This window comes from Kribbella sp. C-35, assembly GCF_046549195.1.
In the GTDB taxonomy this organism is placed as follows: Bacteria; Actinomycetota; Actinomycetes; order Propionibacteriales; family Kribbellaceae; genus Kribbella.
The window spans coordinates 53,520-76,687 of record NZ_JAJPWG010000001.1 but is presented as its reverse complement, the minus strand read 5'-3'; the positions used below and the strand labels follow the sequence as shown (position 1 = coordinate 76,687).

General features: G+C 68.6%; 27 protein-coding genes and 1 riboswitch. Of the genes, 16 read left to right on the top strand and 11 right to left on the bottom strand.

Annotated elements, in window-relative coordinates; genetic code table 11:
• The first annotated feature begins 68 nt into the window (after positions 1–68).
• Positions 69–821, top strand: coding sequence for an HAD-IIA family hydrolase (locus ACLJOO_RS00385; RefSeq protein ID WP_238154967.1), 753 nt, complete (start codon positions 69–71; stop codon positions 819–821).
• On the opposite strand, the gene ACLJOO_RS00380 is transcribed toward ACLJOO_RS00385, so the two are convergent.
• The 6 genes from ACLJOO_RS00380 to ACLJOO_RS00355 form a co-directional block, all read right to left on the bottom strand.
• Entirely contained in the window at positions 818–1,552 is a 735-nt protein-coding gene (locus ACLJOO_RS00380; protein WP_410784724.1) for a polysaccharide deacetylase family protein, read from the bottom strand. The two genes, ACLJOO_RS00385 and ACLJOO_RS00380, sit on opposite strands and share 4 nt — an antisense overlap.
• A 116-nt stretch (positions 1,553–1,668) precedes the next feature.
• On the bottom strand, positions 1,669–2,355 hold the full coding sequence (locus ACLJOO_RS00375; RefSeq protein WP_410784723.1) for a polysaccharide deacetylase family protein: 687 nt from the start codon (positions 2,353–2,355) through the stop codon (positions 1,669–1,671).
• A 77-nt stretch (positions 2,356–2,432) separates the two neighbouring features.
• Positions 2,433–3,170 carry an amino acid ABC transporter ATP-binding protein gene (locus ACLJOO_RS00370; protein WP_410784722.1) on the bottom strand — a complete coding sequence of 246 codons (738 nt, stop codon included), beginning with the start codon at positions 3,168–3,170 and terminating at the stop codon, positions 2,433–2,435.
• On the bottom strand, positions 3,157–3,912 hold the full coding sequence (locus ACLJOO_RS00365; RefSeq protein ID WP_410784721.1) for an amino acid ABC transporter permease: 756 nt from the start codon (positions 3,910–3,912) through the stop codon (positions 3,157–3,159). Before ACLJOO_RS00365 ends, ACLJOO_RS00370 begins: the two co-directional genes overlap by 14 nt.
• Positions 3,912–4,766: a substrate-binding periplasmic protein gene (locus tag ACLJOO_RS00360; protein ID WP_410784720.1), complete on the bottom strand. Its 855-nt coding sequence runs from the start codon at positions 4,764–4,766 to the stop codon at positions 3,912–3,914. The genes ACLJOO_RS00365 and ACLJOO_RS00360 overlap by 1 nt, the downstream gene beginning before the upstream one ends.
• Before the next feature lie 134 nt (positions 4,767–4,900).
• Complete coding sequence (locus ACLJOO_RS00355) at positions 4,901–5,521, bottom strand: DNA-binding protein (RefSeq protein WP_410784719.1); 621 nt, start codon at positions 5,519–5,521, stop codon at positions 4,901–4,903.
• Between the two features lie 108 nt (positions 5,522–5,629).
• Between ACLJOO_RS00355 and ACLJOO_RS00350 the strand changes: the two genes are divergently transcribed.
• A complete protein-coding gene (locus ACLJOO_RS00350) occupies positions 5,630–7,639 on the top strand; it encodes a vWA domain-containing protein (RefSeq protein ID WP_410784718.1) in 2,010 nt (669 codons plus the stop codon).
• Positions 7,640–7,684: 45 nt separating this feature from the next.
• Here the strand turns inward: ACLJOO_RS00350 and ACLJOO_RS00345 are convergent, their stop codons facing one another.
• Positions 7,685–8,800 (bottom strand): serine/threonine-protein kinase, encoded by a 1,116-nt coding sequence (locus tag ACLJOO_RS00345; RefSeq protein ID WP_410784717.1) that lies wholly within the window; start codon positions 8,798–8,800, stop codon positions 7,685–7,687.
• A gap of 246 nt (positions 8,801–9,046) precedes the next feature.
• Positions 9,047–9,180, top strand: a riboswitch (FMN riboswitch).
• A 179-nt stretch (positions 9,181–9,359) separates the two neighbouring features.
• On the opposite strand from ACLJOO_RS00345, the gene ribD reads away from it, so the two are divergent.
• From ribD to ribH, 5 genes are read left to right on the top strand one after another with little or no spacing between them, the layout of a single operon-like run.
• Positions 9,360–10,388 (top strand): bifunctional diaminohydroxyphosphoribosylaminopyrimidine deaminase/5-amino-6-(5-phosphoribosylamino)uracil reductase RibD, encoded by a 1,029-nt coding sequence (gene ribD / locus ACLJOO_RS00340; RefSeq protein ID WP_410784716.1) that lies wholly within the window; start codon positions 9,360–9,362, stop codon positions 10,386–10,388.
• Positions 10,389–11,012 (top strand): riboflavin synthase, encoded by a 624-nt coding sequence (locus ACLJOO_RS00335; RefSeq protein WP_410784715.1) that lies wholly within the window; start codon positions 10,389–10,391, stop codon positions 11,010–11,012.
• Positions 11,009–11,683: a nicotinamide riboside transporter PnuC gene (gene pnuC, locus ACLJOO_RS00330; protein WP_410784714.1), complete on the top strand. Its 675-nt coding sequence runs from the start codon at positions 11,009–11,011 to the stop codon at positions 11,681–11,683. The genes ACLJOO_RS00335 and pnuC overlap by 4 nt, the downstream gene beginning before the upstream one ends.
• Positions 11,684–12,922 (top strand): bifunctional 3,4-dihydroxy-2-butanone-4-phosphate synthase/GTP cyclohydrolase II, encoded by a 1,239-nt coding sequence (locus ACLJOO_RS00325; RefSeq protein ID WP_410784713.1) that lies wholly within the window; start codon positions 11,684–11,686, stop codon positions 12,920–12,922.
• Entirely contained in the window at positions 12,922–13,392 is a 471-nt protein-coding gene (gene ribH / locus ACLJOO_RS00320; protein WP_410784712.1) for a 6,7-dimethyl-8-ribityllumazine synthase, read from the top strand. The genes ACLJOO_RS00325 and ribH overlap by 1 nt, the downstream gene beginning before the upstream one ends.
• Before the next feature lie 96 nt (positions 13,393–13,488).
• Here the strand turns inward: ribH and ACLJOO_RS00315 are convergent, their stop codons facing one another.
• Entirely contained in the window at positions 13,489–14,448 is a 960-nt protein-coding gene (locus ACLJOO_RS00315) for a hypothetical protein (RefSeq protein ID WP_410784711.1), read from the bottom strand.
• Positions 14,449–14,510: 62 nt separating this feature from the next.
• Here ACLJOO_RS00315 and ACLJOO_RS00310 point away from each other — a divergent pair, with 62 nt between their 5' ends.
• Positions 14,511–15,476, top strand: a complete 966-nt coding sequence (locus ACLJOO_RS00310) for a helix-turn-helix transcriptional regulator (protein WP_410784710.1) — start codon at positions 14,511–14,513, stop codon at positions 15,474–15,476.
• On the opposite strand, the gene ACLJOO_RS00305 is transcribed toward ACLJOO_RS00310, so the two are convergent.
• A complete protein-coding gene (locus ACLJOO_RS00305) occupies positions 15,467–15,913 on the bottom strand; it encodes a MarR family transcriptional regulator (protein ID WP_410784709.1) in 447 nt (148 codons plus the stop codon). The two genes, ACLJOO_RS00310 and ACLJOO_RS00305, sit on opposite strands and share 10 nt — an antisense overlap.
• Positions 15,914–15,994: 81 nt before the next feature.
• Between ACLJOO_RS00305 and ACLJOO_RS00300 the strand changes: the two genes are divergently transcribed.
• Both ACLJOO_RS00300 and ACLJOO_RS00295 read left to right on the top strand, forming a co-directional pair.
• The gene (locus tag ACLJOO_RS00300) at positions 15,995–16,633 is read left to right on the top strand and encodes an NAD(P)-dependent oxidoreductase (RefSeq protein WP_410784708.1); all 639 of its coding nucleotides are present in this window, start codon (positions 15,995–15,997) and stop codon (positions 16,631–16,633) included.
• Positions 16,633–17,118, top strand: a complete 486-nt coding sequence (locus ACLJOO_RS00295) for an anthrone oxygenase family protein (RefSeq protein WP_410784707.1) — start codon at positions 16,633–16,635, stop codon at positions 17,116–17,118. The genes ACLJOO_RS00300 and ACLJOO_RS00295 overlap by 1 nt, the downstream gene beginning before the upstream one ends.
• A gap of 55 nt (positions 17,119–17,173) precedes the next feature.
• Here ACLJOO_RS00295 and ACLJOO_RS00290 read toward each other — a convergent pair whose 3' ends face one another.
• Positions 17,174–18,148, bottom strand: a complete 975-nt coding sequence (locus ACLJOO_RS00290) for a P1 family peptidase (RefSeq protein WP_410784706.1) — start codon at positions 18,146–18,148, stop codon at positions 17,174–17,176.
• A 36-nt stretch (positions 18,149–18,184) separates the two neighbouring features.
• Here ACLJOO_RS00290 and ACLJOO_RS00285 point away from each other — a divergent pair, with 36 nt between their 5' ends.
• From ACLJOO_RS00285 to ACLJOO_RS00270, 4 genes are read left to right on the top strand one after another with little or no spacing between them, the layout of a single operon-like run.
• The gene (locus tag ACLJOO_RS00285) at positions 18,185–18,877 is read left to right on the top strand and encodes an MBL fold metallo-hydrolase (protein WP_410784705.1); all 693 of its coding nucleotides are present in this window, start codon (positions 18,185–18,187) and stop codon (positions 18,875–18,877) included.
• A gap of 49 nt (positions 18,878–18,926) precedes the next feature.
• On the top strand, positions 18,927–19,190 hold the full coding sequence (locus tag ACLJOO_RS00280) for a phosphoribosyl-ATP diphosphatase (protein WP_327636859.1): 264 nt from the start codon (positions 18,927–18,929) through the stop codon (positions 19,188–19,190).
• A gap of 50 nt (positions 19,191–19,240) precedes the next feature.
• Positions 19,241–20,089 (top strand): ATP phosphoribosyltransferase, encoded by an 849-nt coding sequence (gene hisG, locus ACLJOO_RS00275; protein ID WP_410784704.1) that lies wholly within the window; start codon positions 19,241–19,243, stop codon positions 20,087–20,089.
• Between the two features lie 9 nt (positions 20,090–20,098).
• Complete coding sequence (locus ACLJOO_RS00270; protein WP_410784703.1) at positions 20,099–20,632, top strand: PH domain-containing protein; 534 nt, start codon at positions 20,099–20,101, stop codon at positions 20,630–20,632.
• Here the strand turns inward: ACLJOO_RS00270 and ACLJOO_RS00265 are convergent.
• On the bottom strand, positions 20,610–21,494 hold the full coding sequence (locus ACLJOO_RS00265; RefSeq protein ID WP_410784702.1) for an aldose 1-epimerase family protein: 885 nt from the start codon (positions 21,492–21,494) through the stop codon (positions 20,610–20,612). The genes ACLJOO_RS00270 and ACLJOO_RS00265 overlap by 23 nt on opposite strands.
• A gap of 89 nt (positions 21,495–21,583) precedes the next feature.
• Here ACLJOO_RS00265 and ACLJOO_RS00260 point away from each other — a divergent pair, with 89 nt between their 5' ends.
• Both ACLJOO_RS00260 and ACLJOO_RS00255 read left to right on the top strand, forming a co-directional pair.
• Positions 21,584–21,919 carry a YciI family protein gene (locus ACLJOO_RS00260; RefSeq protein ID WP_410787103.1) on the top strand — a complete coding sequence of 112 codons (336 nt, stop codon included), beginning with the start codon at positions 21,584–21,586 and terminating at the stop codon, positions 21,917–21,919.
• Between the two features lie 2 nt (positions 21,920–21,921).
• A complete protein-coding gene (locus tag ACLJOO_RS00255) occupies positions 21,922–23,136 on the top strand; it encodes an RNA polymerase sigma factor (protein ID WP_410784701.1) in 1,215 nt (404 codons plus the stop codon).
• The last annotated feature ends 32 nt before the right edge of the window (positions 23,137–23,168 follow it).

Below are 23,168 nucleotides of genomic sequence, written 5' to 3'. Positions count from 1 at the left end.
CCAGCCGGTCAGGCCTCTACGATGAGCTGGTGAGCGAGCACAAACCGGTGGATACCTGGCTGACCGACATGGACGGCGTGCTGGTGCACGAGGAGCGCGCGATCCCCGGAGCCAGCGAGTTCATCGCGGCGCTCCAGGCGTCCGGCAAGAAGTTCCTGGTCCTCACGAACAACTCGATCTTCACGCCGCGCGACCTCCGCGCCCGCCTGCTTGCCGCGGGCATCGACATCCCGGAGCGGTCGATCTGGACCAGCGCGCTCGCCACCGCGCAGTTCCTCGACGATCAGCGGCCGCGCGGAACGGCGTACGTGATCGGCGAGGCGGGACTGACCACCGCGCTGCACGAGATCGGGTACGTGCTGACCGAGCGCGACCCGGACTACGTCGTCCTCGGCGAGACCCGGACGTACTCGTTCGAGGCCATCACCAAGGCGATCCGGTTGATCGCCGAAGGTGCCCGCTTCATCGCGACCAACCCGGATCCGACCGGCCCGTCACAAGAGGGTCCGCTGCCGGCGACCGGCTCCGTGGCCGCGCTCATCACCCGCGCCACCGGCGTCGCGCCGTACTTCGTCGGCAAGCCGAACCCGCTGATGATGCGCAGCGCGCTCAACCGGATCGAGGGACACTCCGAAACCACCGTGATGATCGGTGATCGGATGGACACCGACATCATCAGCGGTCTCGAGGCGGGCCTGCGGAGCGTGCTCGTGCTGTCCGGCTCGACCGGCGAGCACGAGGTCGAGCGCTTCCCGTACCGCCCGACCCGCGTGGTCCAGTCGATCGCCGACGTCGTACCGCTGGTAACCGCCCTGTCCTAGCACGTCAGCGTGCGGAAACCGTAGCCCTGGGCCTTGAGGGTCTTGAGGATCGTGGGTAGCGCGGCCACGGTTTGGGTGCGGTTGCCGCCGCCGTCGTGCATCAGGATCACCGAGCCGCTGTGCACGTTCTTCAGTACGCGTTGCACGATCGCCGTCGTACCGGGCTTGGTCCAGTCCCGCGAGTCGATGGTCCACACCACGAGGTCCTTGCCGAGCGCCTTCGCACGTTGCCGGACGGTCGCGTTCACCCCGCCGTACGGCGGTCGCAGGCAGGCCGGCGTACTTCCGATCTGAGCCCGGATGGCCTGGTCCGTCGACGTCACCTGCTGCCGGAACGCGGCCGCGCTGAGGTTGCGGAGGTCGGCGTGCGTCCAGGTGTGGTTCTGCACGCTGTGACCGGATTCGTGGATCCGCTTGGTCAGCTCGGGATGCTTCCGGACGTTCTGCCCGACCTCGAAGAACGTCGCCTTGGCGCCGTACTGCGCGAGGATGTTGAGCACCTTCGGGGTGTACTCGACATCAGGCCCGTCGTCGAACGTCAGGACGACGTACTTGGTCGGCAGCGGTGTTTTCGACGGCGTGACCGGCGCTGCCGCGGGTGGCGTGGGCGTGGCTGGTTTGGCCGGCGACTTCGCGGCCGCGACCACGACCGAGCCGATCACCGCGCTCACCAGCATCATCATCGCCAGGCCGACGGCGCGATTCCCCGCACGCGTCAAGCGAACGTCCATTGTCCCCCCAGGGCGGTGGGTGGTTCACTTCCTCACCCGACCCACCCTGAGCCAACCGCCGCGGAAAGCCAGCGCCCACGCCGCTTCCACGTCAACGAATCACGAATAGCGGACGCCTACACGCACCACAACGGGTAGAACACGTATCCCCGCGCCTTCAGCGTCCTGAGAATCGTCGGCAGCGCCGCCACGGTCTGACTACGGTTGCCGCCGCCGTCGTGGAGCAGGATCACCGAGCCACTGCGTACCTTCGTCAGCACCCGCCGCGCGATCGTCGACGCGCCTGGCCGGCTCCAGTCGCGCGGGTCGACGGACCAGAGTCCGAGCCGCTTGCCGAGCATCACGGCCCGCTGGGCGACCGCCTTGTTCGTCGCGCCGTACGGCGGCCGGAGGCACCGCGGGGTGTAGCCGGTCTGCGCCCGGAGGTACCGGTCTGTCGTCCGGACCTGGTACTTGAAGGTGGCCCAGTTGACCCTGGTGAGATTCGGATGCGACCAGGAGTGGTTCTGCACGCTGTGGCCGAGCTGATCGACCCGTCGCGTCGTCGCGGGGTACCGCTTGACGTTCTGCCCGACCTCGAAGAACGTGGCCGGCACGTGGTAGGTCTGAAGGATCTTCAGGATCTGCGCCGTGTACCGCGGACTCGGGCCGTCGTCGAACGTCAGATACACCCACTTGACCCGGTTCTGCGCCGCGGCCGACGTACCGGTTGCTGGTGGCGCCGTCAACGCCACCAGCCCGACCAACACGCTCAGAACGAGCCCGGCCGCGATCCGTCCGAGCCGTAACCGACGATCTTTCACCACAACCATCCCCCAGCCATGGTCGACCTGTCCGGGCCGTTTCCATAGTGGCCCCAGGCAACCAGTTTCGCCAGAGGTCAGAGCACCTGGGACAGGAACTGGCGCAGTCTCGGGGAGTCGGCCGCGCCGAAGATCTGCTCGGGTACGCCGGATTCGACCACGACGCCGTGGTCCATGAAGGCCACCTGGTCGGCGACCTCGCGGGCGAACCCCATTTCGTGGGTGACCACGACCATCGTCATCCCGGCCGCGGCGAGGTCAGCCATCAGGGACAGCACGCCCTTGACCAGCTCCGGATCGAGCGCCGATGTCGCCTCGTCGAACAGCATGACCTCGGGTTCCATCGCCAGTGCTCGCGCGATCGCGACCCGCTGCTGCTGACCGCCGGACAGGTTCCCGGGCCGCGCTCCGGCCTTGTGGGCGAGACCGACGAGTTCGAGCTGCGCGCGGGCGGCGGCCTCTGCGGTCTCGGTGTCGAGCTTCTTGATCTTGCGCAGCGGGAGCGTGATGTTGTCGAGCACGCTCTTGTGTGGGAACAGGTTGAAGTGCTGGAACACCATGCCGATGCGCCGCCGCAGTACGTCGGCATCGCCCCGCAGTACCGACTCGCCGCCGAGCTTCACCTCACCCGCGTCCGGTTCGAGCAGCCGGTTGATCGCCCGCAGCAGTGTCGACTTCCCGGAGCCCGACGGGCCGATCACGCAGGCGGTCTGCCCGGCCGGTACGACGAGATCGACGCCGCGCAGCACCTTGTTGCTGCCGAACGCGAGCTCGACACCGCTCACCTCCAGGCTCGCTGCCTCAACGGTTCGCATGCGCGAGCTCCTTCAGTTCTACATCCTCCGACTCGACCGGGCGTCCTTCGCGCAGCCGCTTGTCGAAGTGGTTCACCAAGTGCGTCAGCGGGACCGTGATGATCAGGTAGAAGATGCCCGCGAGCAGCAACGGGGACAGGTTGCCGTTGGTCGCGGCCGCGTCCTGCCCGATCCGGAACAGTTCGCGCTGGCTCGCCAGCAGGCCGAGGAAGTAGACCAGGCTCGACTCCTTCACGAGCGCGATGAACTGGTTCACCAGCGCCGGCAGCACCCGCCGTACCCCTTGCGGGATGACGACCAGCCGCATGCCGCTCGTATAACTGAAGCCCAGCGCACGGGCGGCCTCGAGCTGGCCCTTCTCCACGCTCTGGATGCCGGAGCGGAAGATCTCGCCGATGTACGCCGCGGCGATCAGCGAGAGCGCGAGGATGCCGAGCGGGTACGGGTTCGGGCCCCACCAGTGCCGGGTGATCGGGGACAGACCCTGGCCGATCAGCAGGATGGTCAGGATCGCGGGCAGACCGCGGAAGATGTCGGTGTAGATCTTCGCCGGCCAGCGCAGCCAGCGCTTGCTGGACAGGGCGAGGACCGCCACGATCATGCCGAGCAGAGTGCCCAGCACGACCGAGGCGGCCGCCAGAATCAGGGTGTTGACCAGTCCTACCTTCAGCATCTCGGGCAGGACCGCCTTCATCGACTCCCAGTCGAGGAAGGTGTCATTCAGGGTGGACCAGATGTCCATCAGGCTTTGGGAGCCGTGAACTTGACCGATCCGCTGCCCGGCTTGAAGTTCGCCGGTACGGCGCGACCCGGGTAGTACTGCTCGACCAGCTTGGTCCAGGTGCCGTCGGCGATCACCTCGTCGAGCGCCTTGTTCACGGCTTCGCGAAGCTTGTCGTTGCTCTTCGCCACCGCGAACGCCATCGGCGCGTCACTGAGCTCCTTCGCGGCCAGGATCACCGTGCCGCCGCCCTGCTCCTTCGCCATCTTCTCGCCGATCTCGGCCGGGCTCACCCAGGCGTCCGCCGTACCGGCCTTGAGCTGGCCGAGCGCGGCGTTGTAGTTCGGGACGCGGACCGGATTCAGATTCTTCTGCGTCGCGTAATCGTCCTGGACGGTGCCCTGGACAACCACGACGCGCTTGCCGGTGAGCTGGTCGAACGACGTGATCCCGGAGTTCTTCGTGGTGTTCAGGCCGAGGTAGCCGAAGTCGTACCCGTTGCTGAACGCAACCGTCTTCTTACGGGCCTCGGTGACCGTGATCGACGAACTGCCGAGGTCGAACTGGCCGCCGTTCACCTGCGACAGCAGCGCGGAGAAGTCGGTGCCGACGAACTCCGGCTTCAGGTTCAGCTTCGCCGCGACCGCGGTGATCAGGTCGTTGTCGAAACCGGTGAACTTCCCGTCCTTCACGTAGACGTTCGGCGGCGCGTCGGTCAGGGTCCCGATCCGCAGCGTCCCCGCCGTCATCAGCCCCAGATCCTCGCCGCCCGCCGCGGACTTGTCCTGATTGCTGCCACAGGCAACCATCGCGCTCGCCAAGGTGATGGCCCCGACCACTGCGACAACCCGCCGAAAAGCGCCGAACGCGCGCACAACTGTCTCCTCACAACGTCAACGAAGGCAGGACGGTTCGCCCCGCCGGAGCAAGCCAACACCAGCCGCGCTCCTTGCATTCCGCTTCGACGAAGCGTGAGACGGAGCGGAATGTCTACTCAGGTTGTGCTATATCAGCCGTGGTGCTGCTCGTAGTGCGCTAGTGCATCGGCCGTCCTGCCGGTGCCGTAGGCAAGCAGTAACTCGGCGATCGCCGGCGAGTCCACGGCGGCCGCCGCTTGCTGGATCTCCTCGGCCGAAGCGACGGCGCGGAACAGGTCCTGGATCTCCCGTACGACGCTGCGTGCGGACGGGGACGGGGGTAGTTCGCCGGGGTAAGTAGTGGGTCGCAGGAACCGGGCCGGTGGATCGATGGGCTGTCCCGCGGCCTGTCCGGTGATCTGGCCGGGCGCGGCTGACCGCGCCAGCTGGGCTGTGGTCGGCCGCGTGTAGGCGCCGGTGGCGGCGCGGATCCCGTCCAGCTCGTGGGCGATGTGCTCGGGCTCGATCCCGCCCGACACGGCCAGGTCGGTGAGCTCGGACACGGCCCGCAGGCGGGACATCACCGCGGGGTTGCCGATTTTCACCCGGTGCGCGCTCACCAACTGCGAGAGCATCGGCGCGGACAGGCCGATCACCTGGGCGAGCCCGCCCTGGGTCAGGCCGAGCCCGCCGGTGATCCGCCGTACGACCTCGCCCAGTGGCTCGCCGTACAGCTCGACCTGCTGCTGCAGATTGTGTGCCGTCTGCTCCATGCAAAGATCTTCGCACTTGCGAACCCGAAATTCCAGCCTGGAACTGGCTTGACATTTGCGATCGCAAACTGTCAAAGTTTGCGGCAGCGAATCTCACCGGAGGAAACGATGACGACTCACCAGGCACACCGCCGCCGGCCCGTCGTGTGGGCGCTTCTCGCGGTCACGCTGGCCGCGGTCCTGGGTGGCCTGACCGCCCCAGCTGCGCTCGCGGACCCTGCTCCGAGCGGCGGCAAGCTCGTGCTGGTCCTCGATTCGTCCGGCTCGATGGCGGAGCCGGCCGGCGACGGGCACACCAAGATCGCCGCCGCCCGGACGGCCCTGTCGAGTGTGGTGACCAAGCTCCCCGAGGCGGCCGAGGTCGGTCTCCGGGTGTACGGCGCGACCGTGTTCAAACGCACCCAAGCGGGCGCCTGCACAGATACCCAGCTGACCGTCCCGATCGGGACCGGCAACCGGCCGCAGCTGCAGACGGCGATCGCCAAGTACAAGCCGTACGGCGAGACTCCGATCGGCTACGCCCTCCAGCAGGCCGCGAAGGACCTCGGCCCGGTCGGTCAGCGCACGATCGTGCTGGTCTCGGACGGCGAGGCGACGTGTGCGCCGGAGCCGTGCGCGGTGGCCCGCTCGATCGCCCAGCAGGGCATCGATCTGAAGATCGACGTGGTCGGCTTCCGCGTCGGCGGGAAGGCGCGCACGCAACTCCAGTGCGTGGCTCGCGAAGGGCGCGGCGACTACTACGACGCCGACTCGACCGTCGACCTCGAGGCCGGTCTGGGCAGGCTGTCGACGCGAGCCTTCCGCCCGTTCCGGATTTCCGGTACGCCGGTGCACGGCGCCCCGCAGCAGGAAGGCGCACCGGTGCTTGCCCCGGGCCACTACTCCGACACGTACGGTGTCGACAACACCTCGAAGCACTACCTGATCAAGCGCACCATCAAGGGTTCGACGCTGCGCGCCGGGGTGAGCTTCCGGCGTCCGGCCGGTGGCAGCTTCGTGATCCAGTCCGAGGTGCGGCTCAACACGCTCGCCGGTGAGCAGTGCGGTTGGAGCTACCCGCGGGGATTCGACGGAGACCAGGGGCTGGCGACCGGGACGGCCGCCAGTTGGTCGAAGTACGAGAAGAAGAACGACGAATGCGCCGACTCCGATCAGCTGGTGCTCACCGTGAACCCGGGGAAGGACTACCTGCAGCTCAAGGGCGTGCCGTACGAGCTGCGGATCGACGAGGAGCCGCCGGTCGACTCGATCGCGAACCTGCCCGCGGCAGCCGCTGACCCGGTCTGGACGCCGATGTCAGGGTCGACGCCGCGCGAGATCGTGCCCGGCTCCAGTTTCCCGGACGCGCCGCTGCTCCAGCCGGGCACCTACAAGACGACGCTGATGCCGGGCGAACTCCAGCTCTATCGGGTGAAGGCCGACTGGGGTCAGCGGATCCAGGCGCAGATGACGGTCCCGGAGATGGCCGGTGCCCAGGCCGAGGCCATCGACGGGATCCGCTATCTCGACACCGCGCTGATCTCGCCGACCGGCGAGGACGTGTTCGCGATCTTCGCCAAGAAGGTGCCAGGCGGCTCGTACACGAAGGCTGTGCTGACCAAGAGCGGGCTGGCGAAGGGGCTGACCACCAAGGAGATCCGGTACCTGAACCGCAACGGAGCCAACAACCAGGACACCGGCACGTCGACGCCTGGCGAGTACTACCTGGCCGTGTCGCTGACCCGGAAGGCCAATGACAAGGCGTTCACGATCCCGCTGAACCTCACGGTCGGCGTCGTCGGTACGGCGGGGGCGGGCAAGCCGGAGTACGTCGACGGCGCGACGCCGGTCTCGGGTGAGTCCGTGACGCCTTCGCCGACTGAGACGCCGAGCGCGTCGTCGAGTGCGACGCCGTCGGAGCCGGGGGACTCCGGGGACAAGAACCGGGCCGGTGAGCCGGTGCAGGGGCGCTCCGACTCGGATGACGGGACGCCCGTGGTATTGGTCGCTGGGCTTGGTGGCGGTGGCGTCGTGCTCCTGCTGATCGGTGGGCTGATCGTCGCGCGGCTGCGCAAGAAGCCGGCGCCCGCGCAGTGGCCGCAGCCGAACAACTGGGGCGGCCCACAGGCGCCGCGGTAACAGTCAGAAGCCCGGGATGCGATCCGCGTCCCGGGCTTCGTGGTTTCAGCGCACCAAGATCCAAACAGCACTACCAATCAGCCCGGCGGCCCCCACAAAACTCCCCACCGCCAACCAAACCAGCCCCCGCCTCCGCCGAGCCCCCTCCACGGGCAGCCCCGCCTCACCACCCTGCGGACCCGGCGAGCCCACCCCAGAAAGCTGCTGAGTCACCCGCGGCCGCGACGACCGCGCACGCTGGAGCTGGGCGACCTGCCCGCCCTCGGCAGGCTGCGCAGAACTGGCCGGCTGGGCGGGGGTTGTGGGGTGGGTTGGGCCGGTGGGGGTCCAGGTGGGTGGGAGGGGTGGGAGTTGGTCGAAGACCTCGGGGGCGTCGGGGTGTGTGGTCCAGGGGAGGGAGTCGGGCGGTGGGAGGGCGCCGGACTCGGACAGGAGGCGGGCTGCGGCTTGGGCTGTGGTGGGGCGGTCCGCGGGGCTGGTCGCCGTACAGGTGTGGATGAAGGCGGCTAGCGGGCCGTCCGCGGGTAGGAGGGGGCCGGTGGGGGTGGGGCGGTTGCCGGTGAGGAGTTCGTGGGCGACGGCACCGACGGCGTACAGGTCCTGGCGGGGGTCGGGGTCCGCGCCGGACAACTGCTCAGGCGCGAGGTAGCCGGGGGTGCCGAGGATCGTGCTGTTGCGCGTCATGCGCGGCTCGTCGATCAGGCCGGCGACGCCGAAATCCGACAGGCGCAGATGGGGACGGCCGGTGCCGGTCGCGTCGAGGAGCAGGTTCGCGGGTTTGAGGTCGCGATGTACGACGCCTGCCGCGTGCACCGCGGACAACGCGTGGAGGAGCTGGTCGAGGAGCACAGCGACGTACGACGGCGGGAGCGGTCCGTGGTCGCCGAGGAGCGTGGCGACCGAGCCGCCGCGGACCAGGTCCATCGCGAACACGACCTTGTCGTCGTCCGCGGCCCAGCCGTGTGGGGCGACGACGTGCGGGTGCTGGATCCGTACCGACTGTTCCCGGACGAAGCGCAGCAGGGTGCCGGCGTCGTGCTGCCCGAGGACCTTGGCCGCGACGTAGGCCGAGCGCCGCAGGTCCCAGGCGCGCCAGACCGAACCCATCCCGCCGGTTCCGATCAGGTCGATCAGCCGATACCGCCCAGCAAACGCCTCCACCGGCAAGAAGGTACAGGGTCCGAGGACTGCCCGACCCGGCTCAGGCAGCGCGGCGGATCCGGCCCGTGACCGACCTCGAGTCGACACCGCCGGGACCAGAGACACCCGCACCGGGGCGGTGAACAGGAAATAACTTGTTCACCGCCCCCGCCGCGTAGCACCTGGGTCCGGGAACGGCTCACGATGTGACCTGGGTCGTGGTGCGGGTTGCGGGGAGGGGCATACTTGAAGCACGAGTGAACCCACTCGCGTGCTCCGGGGTCGGTGTAATTCCGAGCCGGCGGTAACAGTCCGCGACCCGGTCGCTGCGGTTCGGCGATCGGTTGACCTGGTGGAATTCCAGGACCGACGGTGAAAGTCCGGATGGGAGGCGCACGCGGTCGGCGGGTGTGCTCTGGCGCCCGACGGCGCGGAGCGTGGACTGCACAGCCCACGGGACGCGGCGGCGAGAGGTCCGGTGACGGACCGCAGTATCGGACAAGTGGTCCGGTGAGGGCGACGGAGCAGACGTGCCGGTCGAGGCCCCGGAGTGCGTCCGTGACGACGAGGGGCCCGAGTAGTGAACGACGCGTCGCCGATCGACATCGCCTGGATGCGGCGGGCTGTCGAGTTGGCTGCGAGAGGTACCGGCAGCACCCATCCGAACCCGGTCGTCGGGTGCGTGATCACCGGCCGCGACGGGCATCCGGTGGGCGAGGGCTTCCATGCCGTTGCCGGCGGCCCGCATGCCGAGATCGAGGCGCTCCGGATGGCCGGGGCAGGAGCCCGTGGCGGTACGGCGTACGTCACGCTCGAGCCGTGCAACCACACCGGCCGGACCGGACCATGCGCGGACGCGCTGATCGAGGCCGAGGTCGCGCGCGTCGTGTACGCCGTGCCCGATCCGAACCGGACCGCTTCCGGTGGCGCCGACAAGCTGCGGAACAAGAACATCGACGTTGTCGAGGGCGTCCTGCAGACCGAGGCCGAGGCGGTCAACCACGTCTGGCTGCACAGTGTCCGGACGGGTCGGCCGTTCGTCACCTGGAAGTTCGCGACCACGCTCGACGGGCGGTCCGCGGCGCCGGACGGGACCAGTAAGTGGATCACCGGGCCGATCGCGCGCGCCGACGTCCATCGGCAGCGGGCCGAGTGCGATGCGATTGCCGTCGGCACCCAGACGGTGCTGGACGACGACCCGGAGCTGACGGTCCGCGACGAGCACGACGTACCCGCGGCGCGGCAGCCGCTGCGGGTGGTCGTCGGCGACCGTGAGATCCCACCCACCGCGCGGGTCCGCAACGACCGCGCGGAGACGTTGCTGCTACCGACCCACGATCCCGCCGAGGTGCTCCGGCAGCTGGACGACCGGCAGATCCGGCACCTCTGGCTCGAAGGCGGCCCGACCCTGGCCGCCGCGTTCCTGCGCGCCGGACTCGTCGACCAGATCGTCGCGTACGTCGCTCCGGCCGTGCTCGGTTCCGGGTACGGCGCGGTCGGCGACCTCGGCGCGGAATCGATCGACCACCTGCGGCGGTTCAAGCTAGCGGACGTCACCCGCCTGGGCGACGACGTCCGGCTGACCCTGGTTCCTCTGGGAGGAAAGTAGATGTTCACCGGCATCATCGAAGAACTCGGCACCGTCGAGTCCCTTGACCTGCTCGACGGCGACGCCGCGCGGCTCACCATCCGCGGCCCGAAGGTGACCGAGGACGCCGGCTACGGCGACTCGATCGCGGTCAACGGCTGTTGCCTGACAGTGGTGGAGTACGGCGGCGGCACGTTCACCGCGGACGTGATGCGCGAGACGCTGCAGCGGACCAGCCTCGGCGGTCTGCAGAAGGGCTCGCCGGTCAACCTCGAGCGGGCCGTCGCCGCGCACGAACGGCTCGGCGGGCACATCGTCCAGGGCCACGTCGACGGCACCGGCACGATCGCCGGCCGTACGCCGGGGGAGCACTGGGAGGACGTCCGGATCGCGACGTCCCCGGAGATCCTCAAGTACGTCGCCGAGAAGGGCTCGATCGCGATCGACGGGGTCTCGCTGACCGTGACCGATGTCGACGACGCGTCCGGGACGTTCGGGGTCAGCCTGATCCCGACCACGCTGGAGCTGACCGTGCTGGGCGCGAACAAGGTGGGCGACACCGTCAACCTCGAGGTCGACGTGATCGCGAAGTACGTGGAAAGACTTCTTGCCGCAGGCAACGTGAGGAACGGAGGCGTGCGGTGAACCCGATCGACTGGTTGTTGCACTCGACGGTGACGATCGCCGGGTCGGAGGTCCTGGTCCGGGAGATCGTCGGCAACGTGTTCGGTCTGGCCAGCGCGCTGTTCGGCATGCGCCGGCTGGTGTCGGCGTGGCCGATCGGCATCGTCGGCAACGTCTTGCTGTTCACGGTCTTCGTCGGCGGAATCTTCGACACCCCGCAGGACAAGGATCTCTGGGGCCAGGCCGGCCGCCAGGTGTTCTTCGCGATCGTCAGCCTCTACGGGTGGTACCGCTGGTACCAGACCCGCCACGGCGGCGCCGCAACGGGCGTCCAGCCGCGCTGGGCGTCTGCGCGCGAGCGACTCGAGCTCGCTGGCATCGCGGTGGTTCTGTACGCGATCTCGTACTTCGTTCTGCGCGAACTCGGATCGTGGGGCCCGCAGTGGGACGCCTGGATCCTCACCGGGTCGATTCTGGCGACGTACGGGATGGCACGTGGCTTCGTCGAGTTCTGGCTGATCTGGATCGCCGTGGACGTGGTCGGCGTACCGCTGCTCGTGAAGGCGGAGTTCTATCCGTCGGCGACGATGTACATCGTGTACGGGCTGTTCTGTGTCGTCGGGTTCGTGTCGTGGTGGAAGATCCAGAACCGTGAGCGGGTCCAAGCTCCTGAGCCTGTGGTGGTGGGTTAGATGGGTGACGTGCTGAAGCTCGACACGATCGAGCACGCGATCGACGAGATCCGCGCCGGCCGGCCGGTGATCGTGGTCGACGACGAGGACCGCGAGAACGAGGGCGACCTGATCTTCGCCGCGTCCAAGGCGACGCCCGAGCTGCTGGCGTTCCTGATCCGGTACAGCTCCGGCGTGGTGTGCGTGCCGATGGAGGGCTCGGAGCTCGACCGGCTCGGGATCCCGCTGATGACGCCGCACAACCGGGAGCGGATGCGGACGGCGTACACGATCTCCGTCGACGCGCGGGACGGGATCTCGACCGGGATCTCGGCCGCCGACCGGGCGCGGACGATCAGGGTGCTGACCGACTCGGCCTCGGAGTCGTACGACCTGGTGCAGCCCGGGCACGTGTTCCCGTTGCGCGGTCGCGAGGGCGGCGTACTGGTCCGCCCCGGCCACACCGAGGCGTCGATCGACCTGGCGCGGATGGCCGGGTTGACGCCGGCCGCGGTGATCTCGGAGCTGGTGAACGACGACGGGACGATGAAGCGAGGGCTCGACCTGCGGACGTTCGCAGACGAGCACGGGCTGGTCCTGGTGTCGATCGACGACCTGATCCGGTACCGGCGCCGTACCGAGTCCCAGATCCAGAAGGTCGCGACGACGACGCTGCCGACGCAGTACGGCGATTTCGTTGCCCACGGCTACCGCAACACGGTGGACGGATCGGAGCAGCTCGCACTGGTGCGCGGCGAGATCGGGAACGGGCCGACGCTGGTGCGGTTGCACTCGGAGTGCCTGACCGGTGATGTGTTCGGGTCGCTGCGATGCGACTGCGGGCCGCAGCTGGACGAGGCGATGCGGCAGGTCGCGGCCGAGGGCGGTGTCGTGGTGTACCTGCGCGGTCACGAGGGGCGCGGGATCGGGCTGCTGCACAAGCTGCAGGCGTACGAGCTGCAGGACGCGGGCCGGGACACGGTGGACGCGAACCTCGATCTCGGGTTGCCGGCGGATGCGCGCGACTACGGGACCGGTGCGCAGATCCTGGCCGATCTCGGAGTGAAGGAAGTGCGGTTGCTGACCAACAACCCCGACAAGCTCGCGGGTGTGCAGGGGTACGGCATCGAGGTGGTCGAGCGCCGCGGGATCTCCATCGACCCGACCGAGCACAACCTGCGGTACCTGCGCACCAAGCGCGATCGAATGGGCCATCACCTGCCGGGCGGCCTGCTGACCGAAGAGAACGGAGCCGGCTGATGTCGGGCAGTGGAGCACCCACCATCGAGGTACCCCGCGTTGAAGACGCCCGAGTCGCGATCGTCGCCGCCCAGTGGCACCCGAAGGTCACCGACGGCCTGCTCGCCGGAGCCCTCCGCGCGCTGGAAGACTCCGGCGTTGCCGAGCACACCGTCATCCGGGTCCCTGGCTCGTTCGAGCTCCCGGTCGCGTCGTTGCATGCGGCAAAGTCCGGATACGACGCGGTGGTCGCACTCGGTGTGGTGATCCGGGGCGATACCCCTCACTTCGAGTACGTCTGCCAGGCGGCGACGGAAGGCCTCATGCAGGTCGGCGTCACCACGGGCGTCCCCATCGGCTTCGGCGTACTCACCTGTGACAACGACCCCCAGGCCCTGGACCGAGCCGGCCTCCCCGACAGCCGCGAAGACAAAGGCTACGAAGCAACCCAAGCGGCCCTATCCACACTCGCGGCGATCCGCAGTCTGTAGGGCTTGAGACAACAACTGGTCGGCTGAGACCTGAAATAGCAGGTCCCAGCCCAGCACTTCCTGTCTCAGCCCACCGCGACTGGTCTCAGCCCCGGTTCAAGCGGTTCGGGTGTGTTCCATGAACCAGTTGGTGGTCCAGGTTTGGCCGTGGTCTGTGGAGAAGGATTGTTCCCAGGCCGCCTTGTCGGTGCCGGGGGTCCAGAGGAAGCGGACGTCGATGGGTTGGCCGTCCCATTCGTCGGGGCCTTCGAAGGTGCCGGTGCCATCGGTGAAGGAGCCGATGACGGGGGTTTCGAGGCGGCCGCGTTGGCTGTTGATCCAGTGGATGGACCACGTCCTCGCTGAAGGATCGTAGAGGCGGAACGTCGCCCCGCGGAACCCCTCGCTCGGAAACCAGCCCTCGTCGAAGCTGATCGCGCCGTCGAAGTACGTCGTGACTTCCATCGTCGCGTCGTGTTCGTACCACTCGAACGGCTCGCCCAGCACCGGGCGACGGCGGCGGTTGTGGAAGGACCACCGGCCGACCAGGAAGTCGAAGTCGTCGGTGATCTTCGGTACGTCGAGCGCGGGCGGGGGAGTGTGCCGCCGGGTGAAGTCCATGATCCAGTTCGTCTCCCACGTCTTGCCGCCGTCGTTGGAGTAGGCCTGCTCCCAGTGCGCGGTCTCCGGGGTGATGTCGGACCACTCGTAGCTGCACAGGATCGGTTGTCCCTCGTGCGTGTCCTCGCCGACCAGCCGGCACCGTGAACCGTCCGCGGTCCATCCGCCGTGCACCGGCGGGTACAGCTGCATCGTGGTGCTGCTGACCCACCAGATGCTCCACTGCTCGTTCACCGGGTCGAACAGGCGCAGCGACAGCCCGTACGACCCCTTCGTCGGGAACCGCATCTCGTCGATGCTGATCTGCCCGTCGAAGTAGGTGCGCGCGGTCGTCGTTCCGTCGTACTCGAGCCATTCGTCGCAGCCCACGAAGGCCTGTTTCAGGGTTCGGTGGTGGACGTCGAAGTACCCGTTGAGGAAGTCGAAGTCGCCGGTCACCTTGGTCCAAGTCGTCATACCGCCCAGCTTGCGAGCAAAACCTGACAACCCATGGCAGCAATAAGGACTAACCTCAGAGCATGCGTTCGAGCCGGCTCCTGTCGATCTTGCTGTTGCTGCAGACGCGCCGGCAGCTGACCGCGCGCGAACTCGCGGACGAGCTCGAGGTGTCGCTGCGGACGATCTATCGCGACGTCGAGGCGCTCGCCGCGGCCGGAGTCCCGGTATACGCCGACCAAGGCCGAGCAGGCGGGTACCGCCTGGTCGAGGGGTACCGCACCCGCCTCACCGGCCTCACCGAACAGGAGGCCGCCGCGCTGTTCCTCGTCGGTATGCCGGGCGCGGCCGCCGCGCTCGGGCTGACCGCGGAGACGAGCGCCGCCGAACTCAAACTGCTAGCAGCGCTAGCACCCGATCAGCGGGACCGCGCCGGCCGGCTGAAGAATCGCTTCCACCTCGACCTGCCCGCCTGGTACCAGGAGGCCGAGGTCTCACCACAGCTCTCCGCTGTCGCCGACGCCGTACTCCACGACCGCCGCATCAAGGTCCGATACCGCCGCTGGGAGGAGCCCCGCGAAGTCGAGCGCGTCCTCGAACCGTACGGACTCGTGCTGAAGAACGGCAGCTGGTACGTCGTGGCCTCCACCCCCGGCGGACTGCGCACGTACCGCGTCTCCAACATCCTCGAACTGACTCCCACCGAGGAGACGTTCGTGCGGGACGACGGATTCGAGCTGCAGCAGTTCTGGCAGGAGCACTTGGAGGGGTTCGACCAGATCCGCTTCACCGGCGAGGCTGTCTTACGGGTGTCCGCGCGGTTGGCCGCGAAGATGTACGACGTCTCGTACCCGGCGCTGGTCAAGGCCGTCGCCGCCGCCGAACCCGAGGCCGACGGGAGTGTCGTGGTGACGATCCCGATCGAGTCGATCCCGAACGCGGCCGCCTCCCTGTGCCGATTCGGGGACGCGGTCGAGGCGCTGGAGCCCGCAGAGTTGCGGGCCGAGCTGGCGAACCTCGGCCGCACGCTGTCCGACCTCTACTCCTGAGCTGCGCGCTCGCCGGCTTCCGCGGTCCGCCGGAGGAACGAGGCAATCACGTCGAGTTCGGCCTCGGTGTAATCGGCCAGTACGTCGTCCATTGCGCTCATCATCGGCTGGTACAGCCGGAACACCTCCATCCCGCGGTCCGGCAGGGCGCGGATCGTGACGCTGCGGCGATCCGACCGGCCGCGGTCGCGGGCGATCCAGCCGGCTTGTTCGAGCCGGTCGAGAATGCCGGTCAGTGTTGCCGGGTGGAGTCCGGCCTGACGGGCCAGGGCGCTCGGCGTCAGCGGGCCGCTGCGGGCGAGTACGTCGAGACAGTCGAGGTCGACGTCCTTCAAGGCCAGCTTGCCCCCGATGTGGTGGTTGAGCAGGGCGAGCTGGATCCGCAGGTCGCGGAGCGCGGCCTTGATCTCGTTCCCGGTCCGCCGGCGGTGGCGCATGTCACCTCCTTCTATCTGTTGCATATCTTATGAGTTCCATACTATATGAACAACAGAGAAGATTTCAGGGAGGCGGTCGGGATGAGGATCACGGTGTTCGGGGCGACGGGCGGGATCGGCGGTCACGTCGTACGGCAGGCGCTCGATGCGGGACACAAGGTGACGGCAGTGGTGCGTACGTCGTCGGCGTACGAGATGGAACACCCGGCCCTGGAGGTGATCCGGGTGCCCGGCCTGAATGAGGCCGAGCCGCTGCGGGATTCCGTGGACGGGAGCGAGGCGGTGATCTCCGGGGTCGGCGCCCGCAGGCGGAAGGACGGCCCGGTCGCGTCGGGGAGCACGCGGTCCATGCTGGCGGCGATGGAAGCCGTCGGGGTACGGCGCTTTGTCGCGGTGAGTGCCGCGCCGCTCGGGCCGGTACCGGCGGACGAGGGCTTCCTCAATCGGCGGCTGCTCTATCCGATGATCAACGCGTTCGCGGCCGATGTGTACGCCGATCTGCGGGTGATGGAGGCGGACATCATGAGCAGTACGACGGAGTGGACGATCGTGCGCCCGCCGAAGCTCACGAACCGGGCGCTGACCGGGACCTATCGGACGGTGATCGGCGGCACGGTGACGCGCGGGTACATGATCTCGCGGGCCGACGTCGCCCACCTGATGCTAGCGGTGCTAGATCGGCCGGCGACGGTCGATCAGCCGGTTGGAGTGGCGTACTGATGGCGCGGATCGTTCGTGGACTGAGCCTGGTCTTCAGCGGGGTCTTTGCCGGGTTCCTGGTGTGTGTACTGGTGCTGGAGAACTCGTTGCGCGAGTTCGGGGCGTCGGTCTACACGCAGGTTCGGCTGGTCGAGCTGGACTCGTTGGACACGCTCGCGTCGGTGACTTTGATCCCGGCGATCGTCACCACGGTGGTGCTCGCGATCTGGGCCCGGGGCAACGATCGGCGGGTGGTGCTGGTGGCGGTCGCGCTGCTCGTCGTTGTGTTCGCGACGACGCTGGCGATCAACCTGCCGATCAACTCGGACCAGTCGTCGTGGTCGGTGCAGAACCCTCCGTCCGACTGGGCCGCCGTGCGTGATCGTTGGCAGCTCGCGCACCTGATCCGCACCGCGGCCGCCCTGCTCGCCTTCGGCACCCTGACCGGATCCGCCCTCACCCACCAGAGCCAGCGCCGCACCCAACCCGCGCCCGCACTCGCGTAGCCCACCTTGAGCACCCACCAACCATTTCGCGACCCCGAAAATGGTTGGTGGGTGCTCAAAGTGCGATGAGGTGGTGGGGTACGGCGTGGGCGGTGTGGTCGTGGTGGCCCATGGTGGTGCGGGCCATGGTGAGGGAGTTTAGGAGGGCTTCCTCTACTGATTCGGTGACTGCTTGGAACGGTGTGCGGAGGTCGCGGTCCGGGAAGTCCGGCGTACGGGAGGTGGTGAAGGCGATCGCGTAGTCGCCGCTGCCAGGGGCGTAGTCGGAGCCGACTCGGGCCATCGCGAAGATCGCCCGGCGGGCGAGCCGGCCGAGTTGCCGGGAGTCGAGCGGGAGGTCGGTCGCGACCACGATCATGCAGGAGTTGCCGTCCGCATCGATCGGTTGGGCGGGGATCGGGCGCCCGAGCACGGTCAGCAAGCCGGAGAAGTTCGCCTGCACGAGGACACCAACGGTGTGTTCGCCGGACCCTGCAACACGGGCCGGGAGGGTGCGCGATGCAGTGCCGATTCCCGCCTTGAAACCTAGTGCGCAGGTGCCCGTGCCGGCTCCGGCGCAGCCTTCGGCGGGGAGGTCGGAGGAGGCGGTGTCCAGGGCGGTGTGGACGTGCTCGGGCGTGATCGGGCGGCGGCGGATGTCGGAGAGGTGGCCGTCGTTGGTCTCGCCGACGATCGGGTTCAGACTGGTCGCATCCGGGTTGCAGGCGAGCAGCCAGGTGAGCAGCGCGTCGGCGACGCGGAACGTGCTGAGCGTCCCGGTGAGCAGGATGGGGGTTTCGATGACGCCCAGTTCGTCCACCTGCGTCGAGCCGACCAGCTTCCCGTACCCGTTGCCGACAGCAATCGCCGCCGACAGCGTCTCCGCCCAGCCGTCCGGGACGATCGCCGTCACCCCGGTGTTCAGCCCGTCGCCGGTGATCGTCGTCTGCCCGACCCGCACCCCAGGTACGTCGGTGATCGCGTTGAGCCGCCCCGTGGGCAGCGTTCCGACGACAACACCCAGCTCGCGAACTCTCCGAGGACTCTGCATACACCCATCATCAGCGACGCGGTTATCGTCGGCGGCATGTTGGAGCACCTGACCGGTCGGGTCTGGATCTACCCGCACGACCCCGATCCCGACGCGATCCGCCCGTCCGTCGCCGTGATCGCCGACGACCGCGGCAGCGTTCTCGTCGACGCCGGCAACAGCCCCGAGCACGCAAGAGCCATCGGTACGGCGATCAAGAACGCCGGCCTGCCCGCGCCGAAGTGGCTCGTCTACACCCACCACCACTGGGACCACACCTGGGGCGCCTGTGCCTGGCCAGACGTCACAGTGATCGCCCACTCCACCGCCGTCGACCTCCTCACCACCGAGGCCGACCGCCCCTGGAGCCACCGCTACCTCCACGACCAGGTCGAGGCCAACCCCAAACTCGCCCCCAGCTTCCGAGCCCGCGCCCTGGCCGTCCCCGATTGGACCGATTTCCGGATCGTCCTCCCCGACCAGACGTTCGACGACACGCTCACCCTCCCGACCGACGTCGTACTGCGGCACCTCGGCGGCAACCACGCCCCGGACTCAGTCATCGTCCTCGCCGACGGCGTAGCCCTCCTCGGAGATGCCTTCTACCCGCCGCCCTACCACCTCCGCACCCCGGACGACACCATCGACTACGCGATGGTCAAGCGCCTACTCGCCGAACACCACAACTGGTACGTCGACGCCCACTCGTCCCCGCGGAGGCTCTCCGAGGCGCTCACGCAGTCCGGCTAGCGGACCTGGCGGCGGAGAGCGTGGATGGGACCCGTAGGCTGGGCGGGCGATGAAGAGTTTTGAGGAGCTGTTTGCCGAGCTGGGTGAGAAGGCGGCGACGCGGCCGGAAGGTTCCGGGACCGTGGCGGCGCTGGATGCCGGCGTGCACTCGATCGGTAAGAAGCTGGTCGAGGAAGCCGCCGAGTCCTGGATGGCTGCCGAGTACGAGAGCAAGGACCGGGCCGCGGAGGAGCTGTCGCAGCTCTTCTACCACGCCCAGGTGATGATGCACGCGCTCGGCCTGGACCTCGAGGACGTGTACCGACATCTGTAGGAGCCATCCCACAGATCACCGGTTCACCTCCCCCAGAAAGGGCAGTCGCCATGCTGCGCGTCGCAGTACCGAACAAGGGCTCGCTGAGCGAAGCCGCCACCGAGATGCTCGTCGAAGCCGGCTACAAACAGCGCCGGACCACCAAGGACCTCACGCTCACCGACGCGGCCAACGAGGTCGAGTTCTACTACCTCCGCCCGCGTGACATCGCCGTGTACGTCGGCGCGGGCACGCTCGACGTCGGCATCTCCGGCCGCGACCTGGTGCTGGACTCGCACGCGGACGCGGACGTGATCATGGGCCTCGGGTTCGGCTCGTCCACGTTCCGGTTCGCCGGGCGGCCCGGGGTCGCGGACTCCGTGAAGGACCTGGCCGGGAAGCGGATCGCCACGTCGTACGCCGGCGTACTGCAGGATCACCTGGCCGAGAACGGCGTCGACGCGGCGGTCGTGCGCCTGGACGGCGCCGTGGAGTCGGCCGTCCAGCTGGGCGTCGCCGATGTGATCGCGGACGTCGTCGAGACCGGTACGACGTTGCGCCAGGCGGGGCTCGAGGTGTTCGGGGAGCCGATCCTGCAATCCGAGGCCGTGCTGATCAAGCGGCACGGCGTGGAGACCCCGGCGAACGGCATGCACCAGCTGGTACGCCGGCTCGAAGGCGTCCTGATCGCGCGGAACTACGTGATGATGGACTACGACATCCGCGCCGAGGACGTCGACGCGGCCACCGCGGTCGCACCCGGCCTGGAGTCGCCGACCGTCTCGCCGCTGCACCGCCAGGGCTGGGTCGCCGTCCGGGTCATGGTCCAGCGCGCCGAGGCGCAGCGCCTGATGGACCAGCTCTGGGAGGTCGGCGCCCGCGCGATCCTCACCACCGACATCCACGCCTGCCGGATCTGAGGCACTCCGATGCCGGACCCCGACAACTCCACCCCCGACCCGGACCGGTCCGACGAACCGAACTCCGGATCCGAGACGGCCGGCGGCGGCCGCTTGTTCGCGTTCCATCCGCGGATCGTCGCGGGTATGGCAGCCGGGATGGGGTTGTCGCTGATCGCCGTGTTCGGGGTGATCTGGTTCCGGTTGTCGCCGGAGGATCGTGGGTCGTTCGACTGGTTCCAGCGGCTCACCCTGCTGGCGTTCTTCGGGGCGATTCTGTGGATCCTGTACCGGATGACGACGCTGCGCGTCACGGCGTACGCGGATCGGCTGCGGATCCGGAACGTGTTCAAGTCGTACACGCTGCAGTGGTCAGAGGTCACCGCGCTGCGGTTCCGGCCGGGCGACGCGTGGCTGCAGCTGTTCGATGCCGATGACAACCGGATCGGCATTCTCGCGGTCCAGGCCGCCGAGGGTGCGCGGGCGAGCCGCGCCGCCAAGCAGCTGGCAGCGGTCGCCCGCGAACACGGCGCCGGTCCGTCTAAACGGACACCTGAAAGCTAGTCGAGTGTGAGTCGCCGGGCTTGAGTACGACGAGGTCCTGACCGCTGCGGAAGGCGTCCGGCGGACAGGTCATCGGCTCGACCGCGAGCGCCGTACGCCCGACTGCCTCGCCGGTGAACAGTTGCATCCACGGTGTGTCGCTCGTCAGCACCGACCGCGCGCCGCTGTCCGGATCGGTCAGCGACACGGACCACTCGCCGTTCAGACCGGTGAACGCATTGTCGATCGAGGTCGAGCCGATCAGCCGGGGCTCGCGGAAGTCGTACGGCGATCCGTCGACCGGCGTCAGGCCGGTCGGGGACATCCGGTCCGCGGACACCTCGAGCCGCTGGGCTGCGGTGAAGTCGAGGAGACAGTCGTCGATCGGGCGGCCGACGCTGAGGTAGGGGTGCGCTCCATAGCCGTACGGCGCCGCGGTCCGGCCGATGTTGGTGGCCGTGGCGGTCACGGTCAGGTGATCGGTGAGGTGGTAGTTCAGGCGTAGTTCGAGCTGGTGCGGGTACCCGGGCTGGCCGAACAGCTGGTGCCCGGCGACCACCGTCGACGGATCGGACCCGTCGTCGACGCGCTGCCAGTTCGCCCAGCGGGTGAGGCCGTGGATCGCGTTCTGGCGGGCCGGTTCAGTGAGATAGAGCTGCTGGTCGAGGCCCTCGAACGTGTACTGCCCGTCCGTGATCCGGTTCGGCCACGGGAACAGGTGCTGGCCGAGACCGGCATGCGCCGCCTCGTCCTCGCCGTACGCGAGCAGGACCGGCCGCCCGTCGTACGTGAGCTCCCGCAGCCCACCGCCGACACTCACCACCGTCCCCTCGAACCCGCCACCACGAAGGACCCACTGCTCACCCGAAGGCAAAACATTCATGACCTAATCCTGACTGACCGGTCCATCGGGGGCGACCCCGTTCGTGGTGATGCTGTAGACACGGTGACGGGAGGTACGACGTGAAGTACATGTTGTTGATCAATGCCGGCGAGTTGGATCTGCAGGACGCGCCGGTGGGGTGTGAGCCGGAGGACTGGATGCGGTTCGACAAGGAGATCACCGACGCGGGCGTGGTGGTCGCGTCCGAGTCGTTGGCCGATCTGGTCACGGCGACCCGGGTCGAGGTCGCCAACGACGGCAAGCGGACCGTGACCGACGGGCCGTTCGCGGAGACCCGGGAGGTGCTCGGCGGGTTCTACGTGATCGACGTACCGGATCTGGACGTCGCGCTGGACTGGGCCGCGAGGTGCCCCGGATCCCGCGGAGGCGGCTCGGTGATCGTGCGGCCGGTAGCGGAGTTCTGACGATGGACCAGGTCGAGGCGGTCTTCCGGGAGGAGCGCGGCCGTTTGCTAGCAGCGCTAGCTCGGCGGTTCGGGGACCTCGACCTGGCCGAGGAGGTCACGTCGGAGGCGATCGAGGCGGCGCTCACGCGCTGGCCCGTCGACGGCGTACCGCCGAACCCGGGCGGCTGGTTGATGACCACCGCCCGGCGCAAGGCGGTAGACCGGCTCCGCAGGGACCAGGTGTACGCCGCCAAACTCGCGATCCTCCAGGTCGAGGCGGACCGCCCGACGCCGCAGGCGACCGGGGACGAACTGCCCGACGAGCGGCTGCAGCTGTTTTTCACCTGCGCCCACCCGGCGCTCGCCACCGAGGACCGCGGCGCGTTGACGTTGCGGTGCCTCGCCGGGCTGACCACGCCGGAGGTCGCGCGGGCGTTCCTGGTCCCGACCGCGACGATGGCGAAGCGGATCGTCCGCGCGAAGAAGAAGATCCGGGAGGCACGGATCCCGTTCCGCGTCCCCGGCCCGGACGAGCTGCCGGAGCGACTTCCCGGCGTACTGCAGGTGATCTATTCGGTTTTCACCGAGGGGTACGCCGCCAGCTCCGGGCCGTACCTGCAACGCCTGGACCTGGCCGAGGAGGCGATCCGCCTGGCGCGGATCCTGCACCGCCTGCTCCCCGGCGCGCGCGAGGTCACCGGCCTGCTCGCGCTGATGCTGCTGATCCACGCCCGCCGCGACGCCCGCACCGGTCCGGACGGCGAGATCGTCCTGCTCGAGGACCAGGACCGGAGCCGTTGGGATCACGAGATGATCGCCGAGGGCCGCGACCTGGTCGTCACCGCCCTCACCGGTGGCCCGCCCGGACCGTACGCCGTCCAGGCCGCGATCGCCGCCCTCCACGACGAGGCCGCCGAGTTCAAGAGCACCGACTGGCCCCAGATCGTCCAGCTGTACGACGTACTGCTGGAGATCGACCCATCGCCGGTGATCGCGCTGAATCGTGCGGCGGCGATCGCGTTCCGCGACGGCCCCGAGGCGGGGCTAGCACTGCTAGCAGAATTGGCAGCGGAACCTCGGCTCCAGGACTACCACCCGTTCGCGCTGGCCCGCGCCGACCTGCTGCAACGCCTCGGACGTTTGCCAGAGGCAATCACCGCCTACGAGCAGGCCCTCGCCCTGGCCGGCTCCGAACCCGAACGCAACCTGGTCCGCCGCCGCCTCGATGCCATCTGAGTAGCGCCATTGTCAGGTCGCGACGACTGCGG

Coding starts and splice junctions, on each gene's coding strand:
- ACLJOO_RS00370 (WP_410784722.1), bottom strand. CDS start 3,170: ATGCGAACCGTTGAGGCAGCGAGCCTGGAGGTGAGCGGTGTCGAGCTC.
- ACLJOO_RS00325 (WP_410784713.1), top strand. CDS start 11,684: ATGGGTGACGTGCTGAAGCTCGACACGATCGAGCACGCGATCGACGAG.
- ACLJOO_RS00310 (WP_410784710.1), top strand. CDS start 14,511: ATGCGTTCGAGCCGGCTCCTGTCGATCTTGCTGTTGCTGCAGACGCGC.
- ACLJOO_RS00385 (WP_238154967.1), top strand. CDS start 69: ATGGACGGCGTGCTGGTGCACGAGGAGCGCGCGATCCCCGGAGCCAGC.
- ACLJOO_RS00305 (WP_410784709.1), bottom strand. CDS start 15,913: ATGCGCCACCGCCGGCGGACCGGGAACGAGATCAAGGCCGCGCTCCGC.
- ACLJOO_RS00270 (WP_410784703.1), top strand. CDS start 20,099: ATGCCGGACCCCGACAACTCCACCCCCGACCCGGACCGGTCCGACGAA.
- ACLJOO_RS00290 (WP_410784706.1), bottom strand. CDS start 18,148: ATGCAGAGTCCTCGGAGAGTTCGCGAGCTGGGTGTTGTCGTCGGAACG.
- ACLJOO_RS00335 (WP_410784715.1), top strand. CDS start 10,389: ATGTTCACCGGCATCATCGAAGAACTCGGCACCGTCGAGTCCCTTGAC.
- ACLJOO_RS00295 (WP_410784707.1), top strand. CDS start 16,633: ATGGCGCGGATCGTTCGTGGACTGAGCCTGGTCTTCAGCGGGGTCTTT.
- ribH (WP_410784712.1), top strand. CDS start 12,922: ATGTCGGGCAGTGGAGCACCCACCATCGAGGTACCCCGCGTTGAAGAC.
- ACLJOO_RS00265 (WP_410784702.1), bottom strand. CDS start 21,494: ATGAATGTTTTGCCTTCGGGTGAGCAGTGGGTCCTTCGTGGTGGCGGG.
- hisG (WP_410784704.1), top strand. CDS start 19,241: ATGCTGCGCGTCGCAGTACCGAACAAGGGCTCGCTGAGCGAAGCCGCC.
- ACLJOO_RS00365 (WP_410784721.1), bottom strand. CDS start 3,912: ATGGACATCTGGTCCACCCTGAATGACACCTTCCTCGACTGGGAGTCG.
- ACLJOO_RS00285 (WP_410784705.1), top strand. CDS start 18,185: ATGTTGGAGCACCTGACCGGTCGGGTCTGGATCTACCCGCACGACCCC.
- ACLJOO_RS00315 (WP_410784711.1), bottom strand. CDS start 14,448: ATGACGACTTGGACCAAGGTGACCGGCGACTTCGACTTCCTCAACGGG.
- ACLJOO_RS00380 (WP_410784724.1), bottom strand. CDS start 1,552: ATGGACGTTCGCTTGACGCGTGCGGGGAATCGCGCCGTCGGCCTGGCG.
- ACLJOO_RS00255 (WP_410784701.1), top strand. CDS start 21,922: ATGGACCAGGTCGAGGCGGTCTTCCGGGAGGAGCGCGGCCGTTTGCTA.
- ACLJOO_RS00280 (WP_327636859.1), top strand. CDS start 18,927: ATGAAGAGTTTTGAGGAGCTGTTTGCCGAGCTGGGTGAGAAGGCGGCG.
- ACLJOO_RS00355 (WP_410784719.1), bottom strand. CDS start 5,521: ATGGAGCAGACGGCACACAATCTGCAGCAGCAGGTCGAGCTGTACGGC.
- ACLJOO_RS00350 (WP_410784718.1), top strand. CDS start 5,630: ATGACGACTCACCAGGCACACCGCCGCCGGCCCGTCGTGTGGGCGCTT.
- ACLJOO_RS00260 (WP_410787103.1), top strand. CDS start 21,584: ATGTTGTTGATCAATGCCGGCGAGTTGGATCTGCAGGACGCGCCGGTG.
- ACLJOO_RS00300 (WP_410784708.1), top strand. CDS start 15,995: ATGAGGATCACGGTGTTCGGGGCGACGGGCGGGATCGGCGGTCACGTC.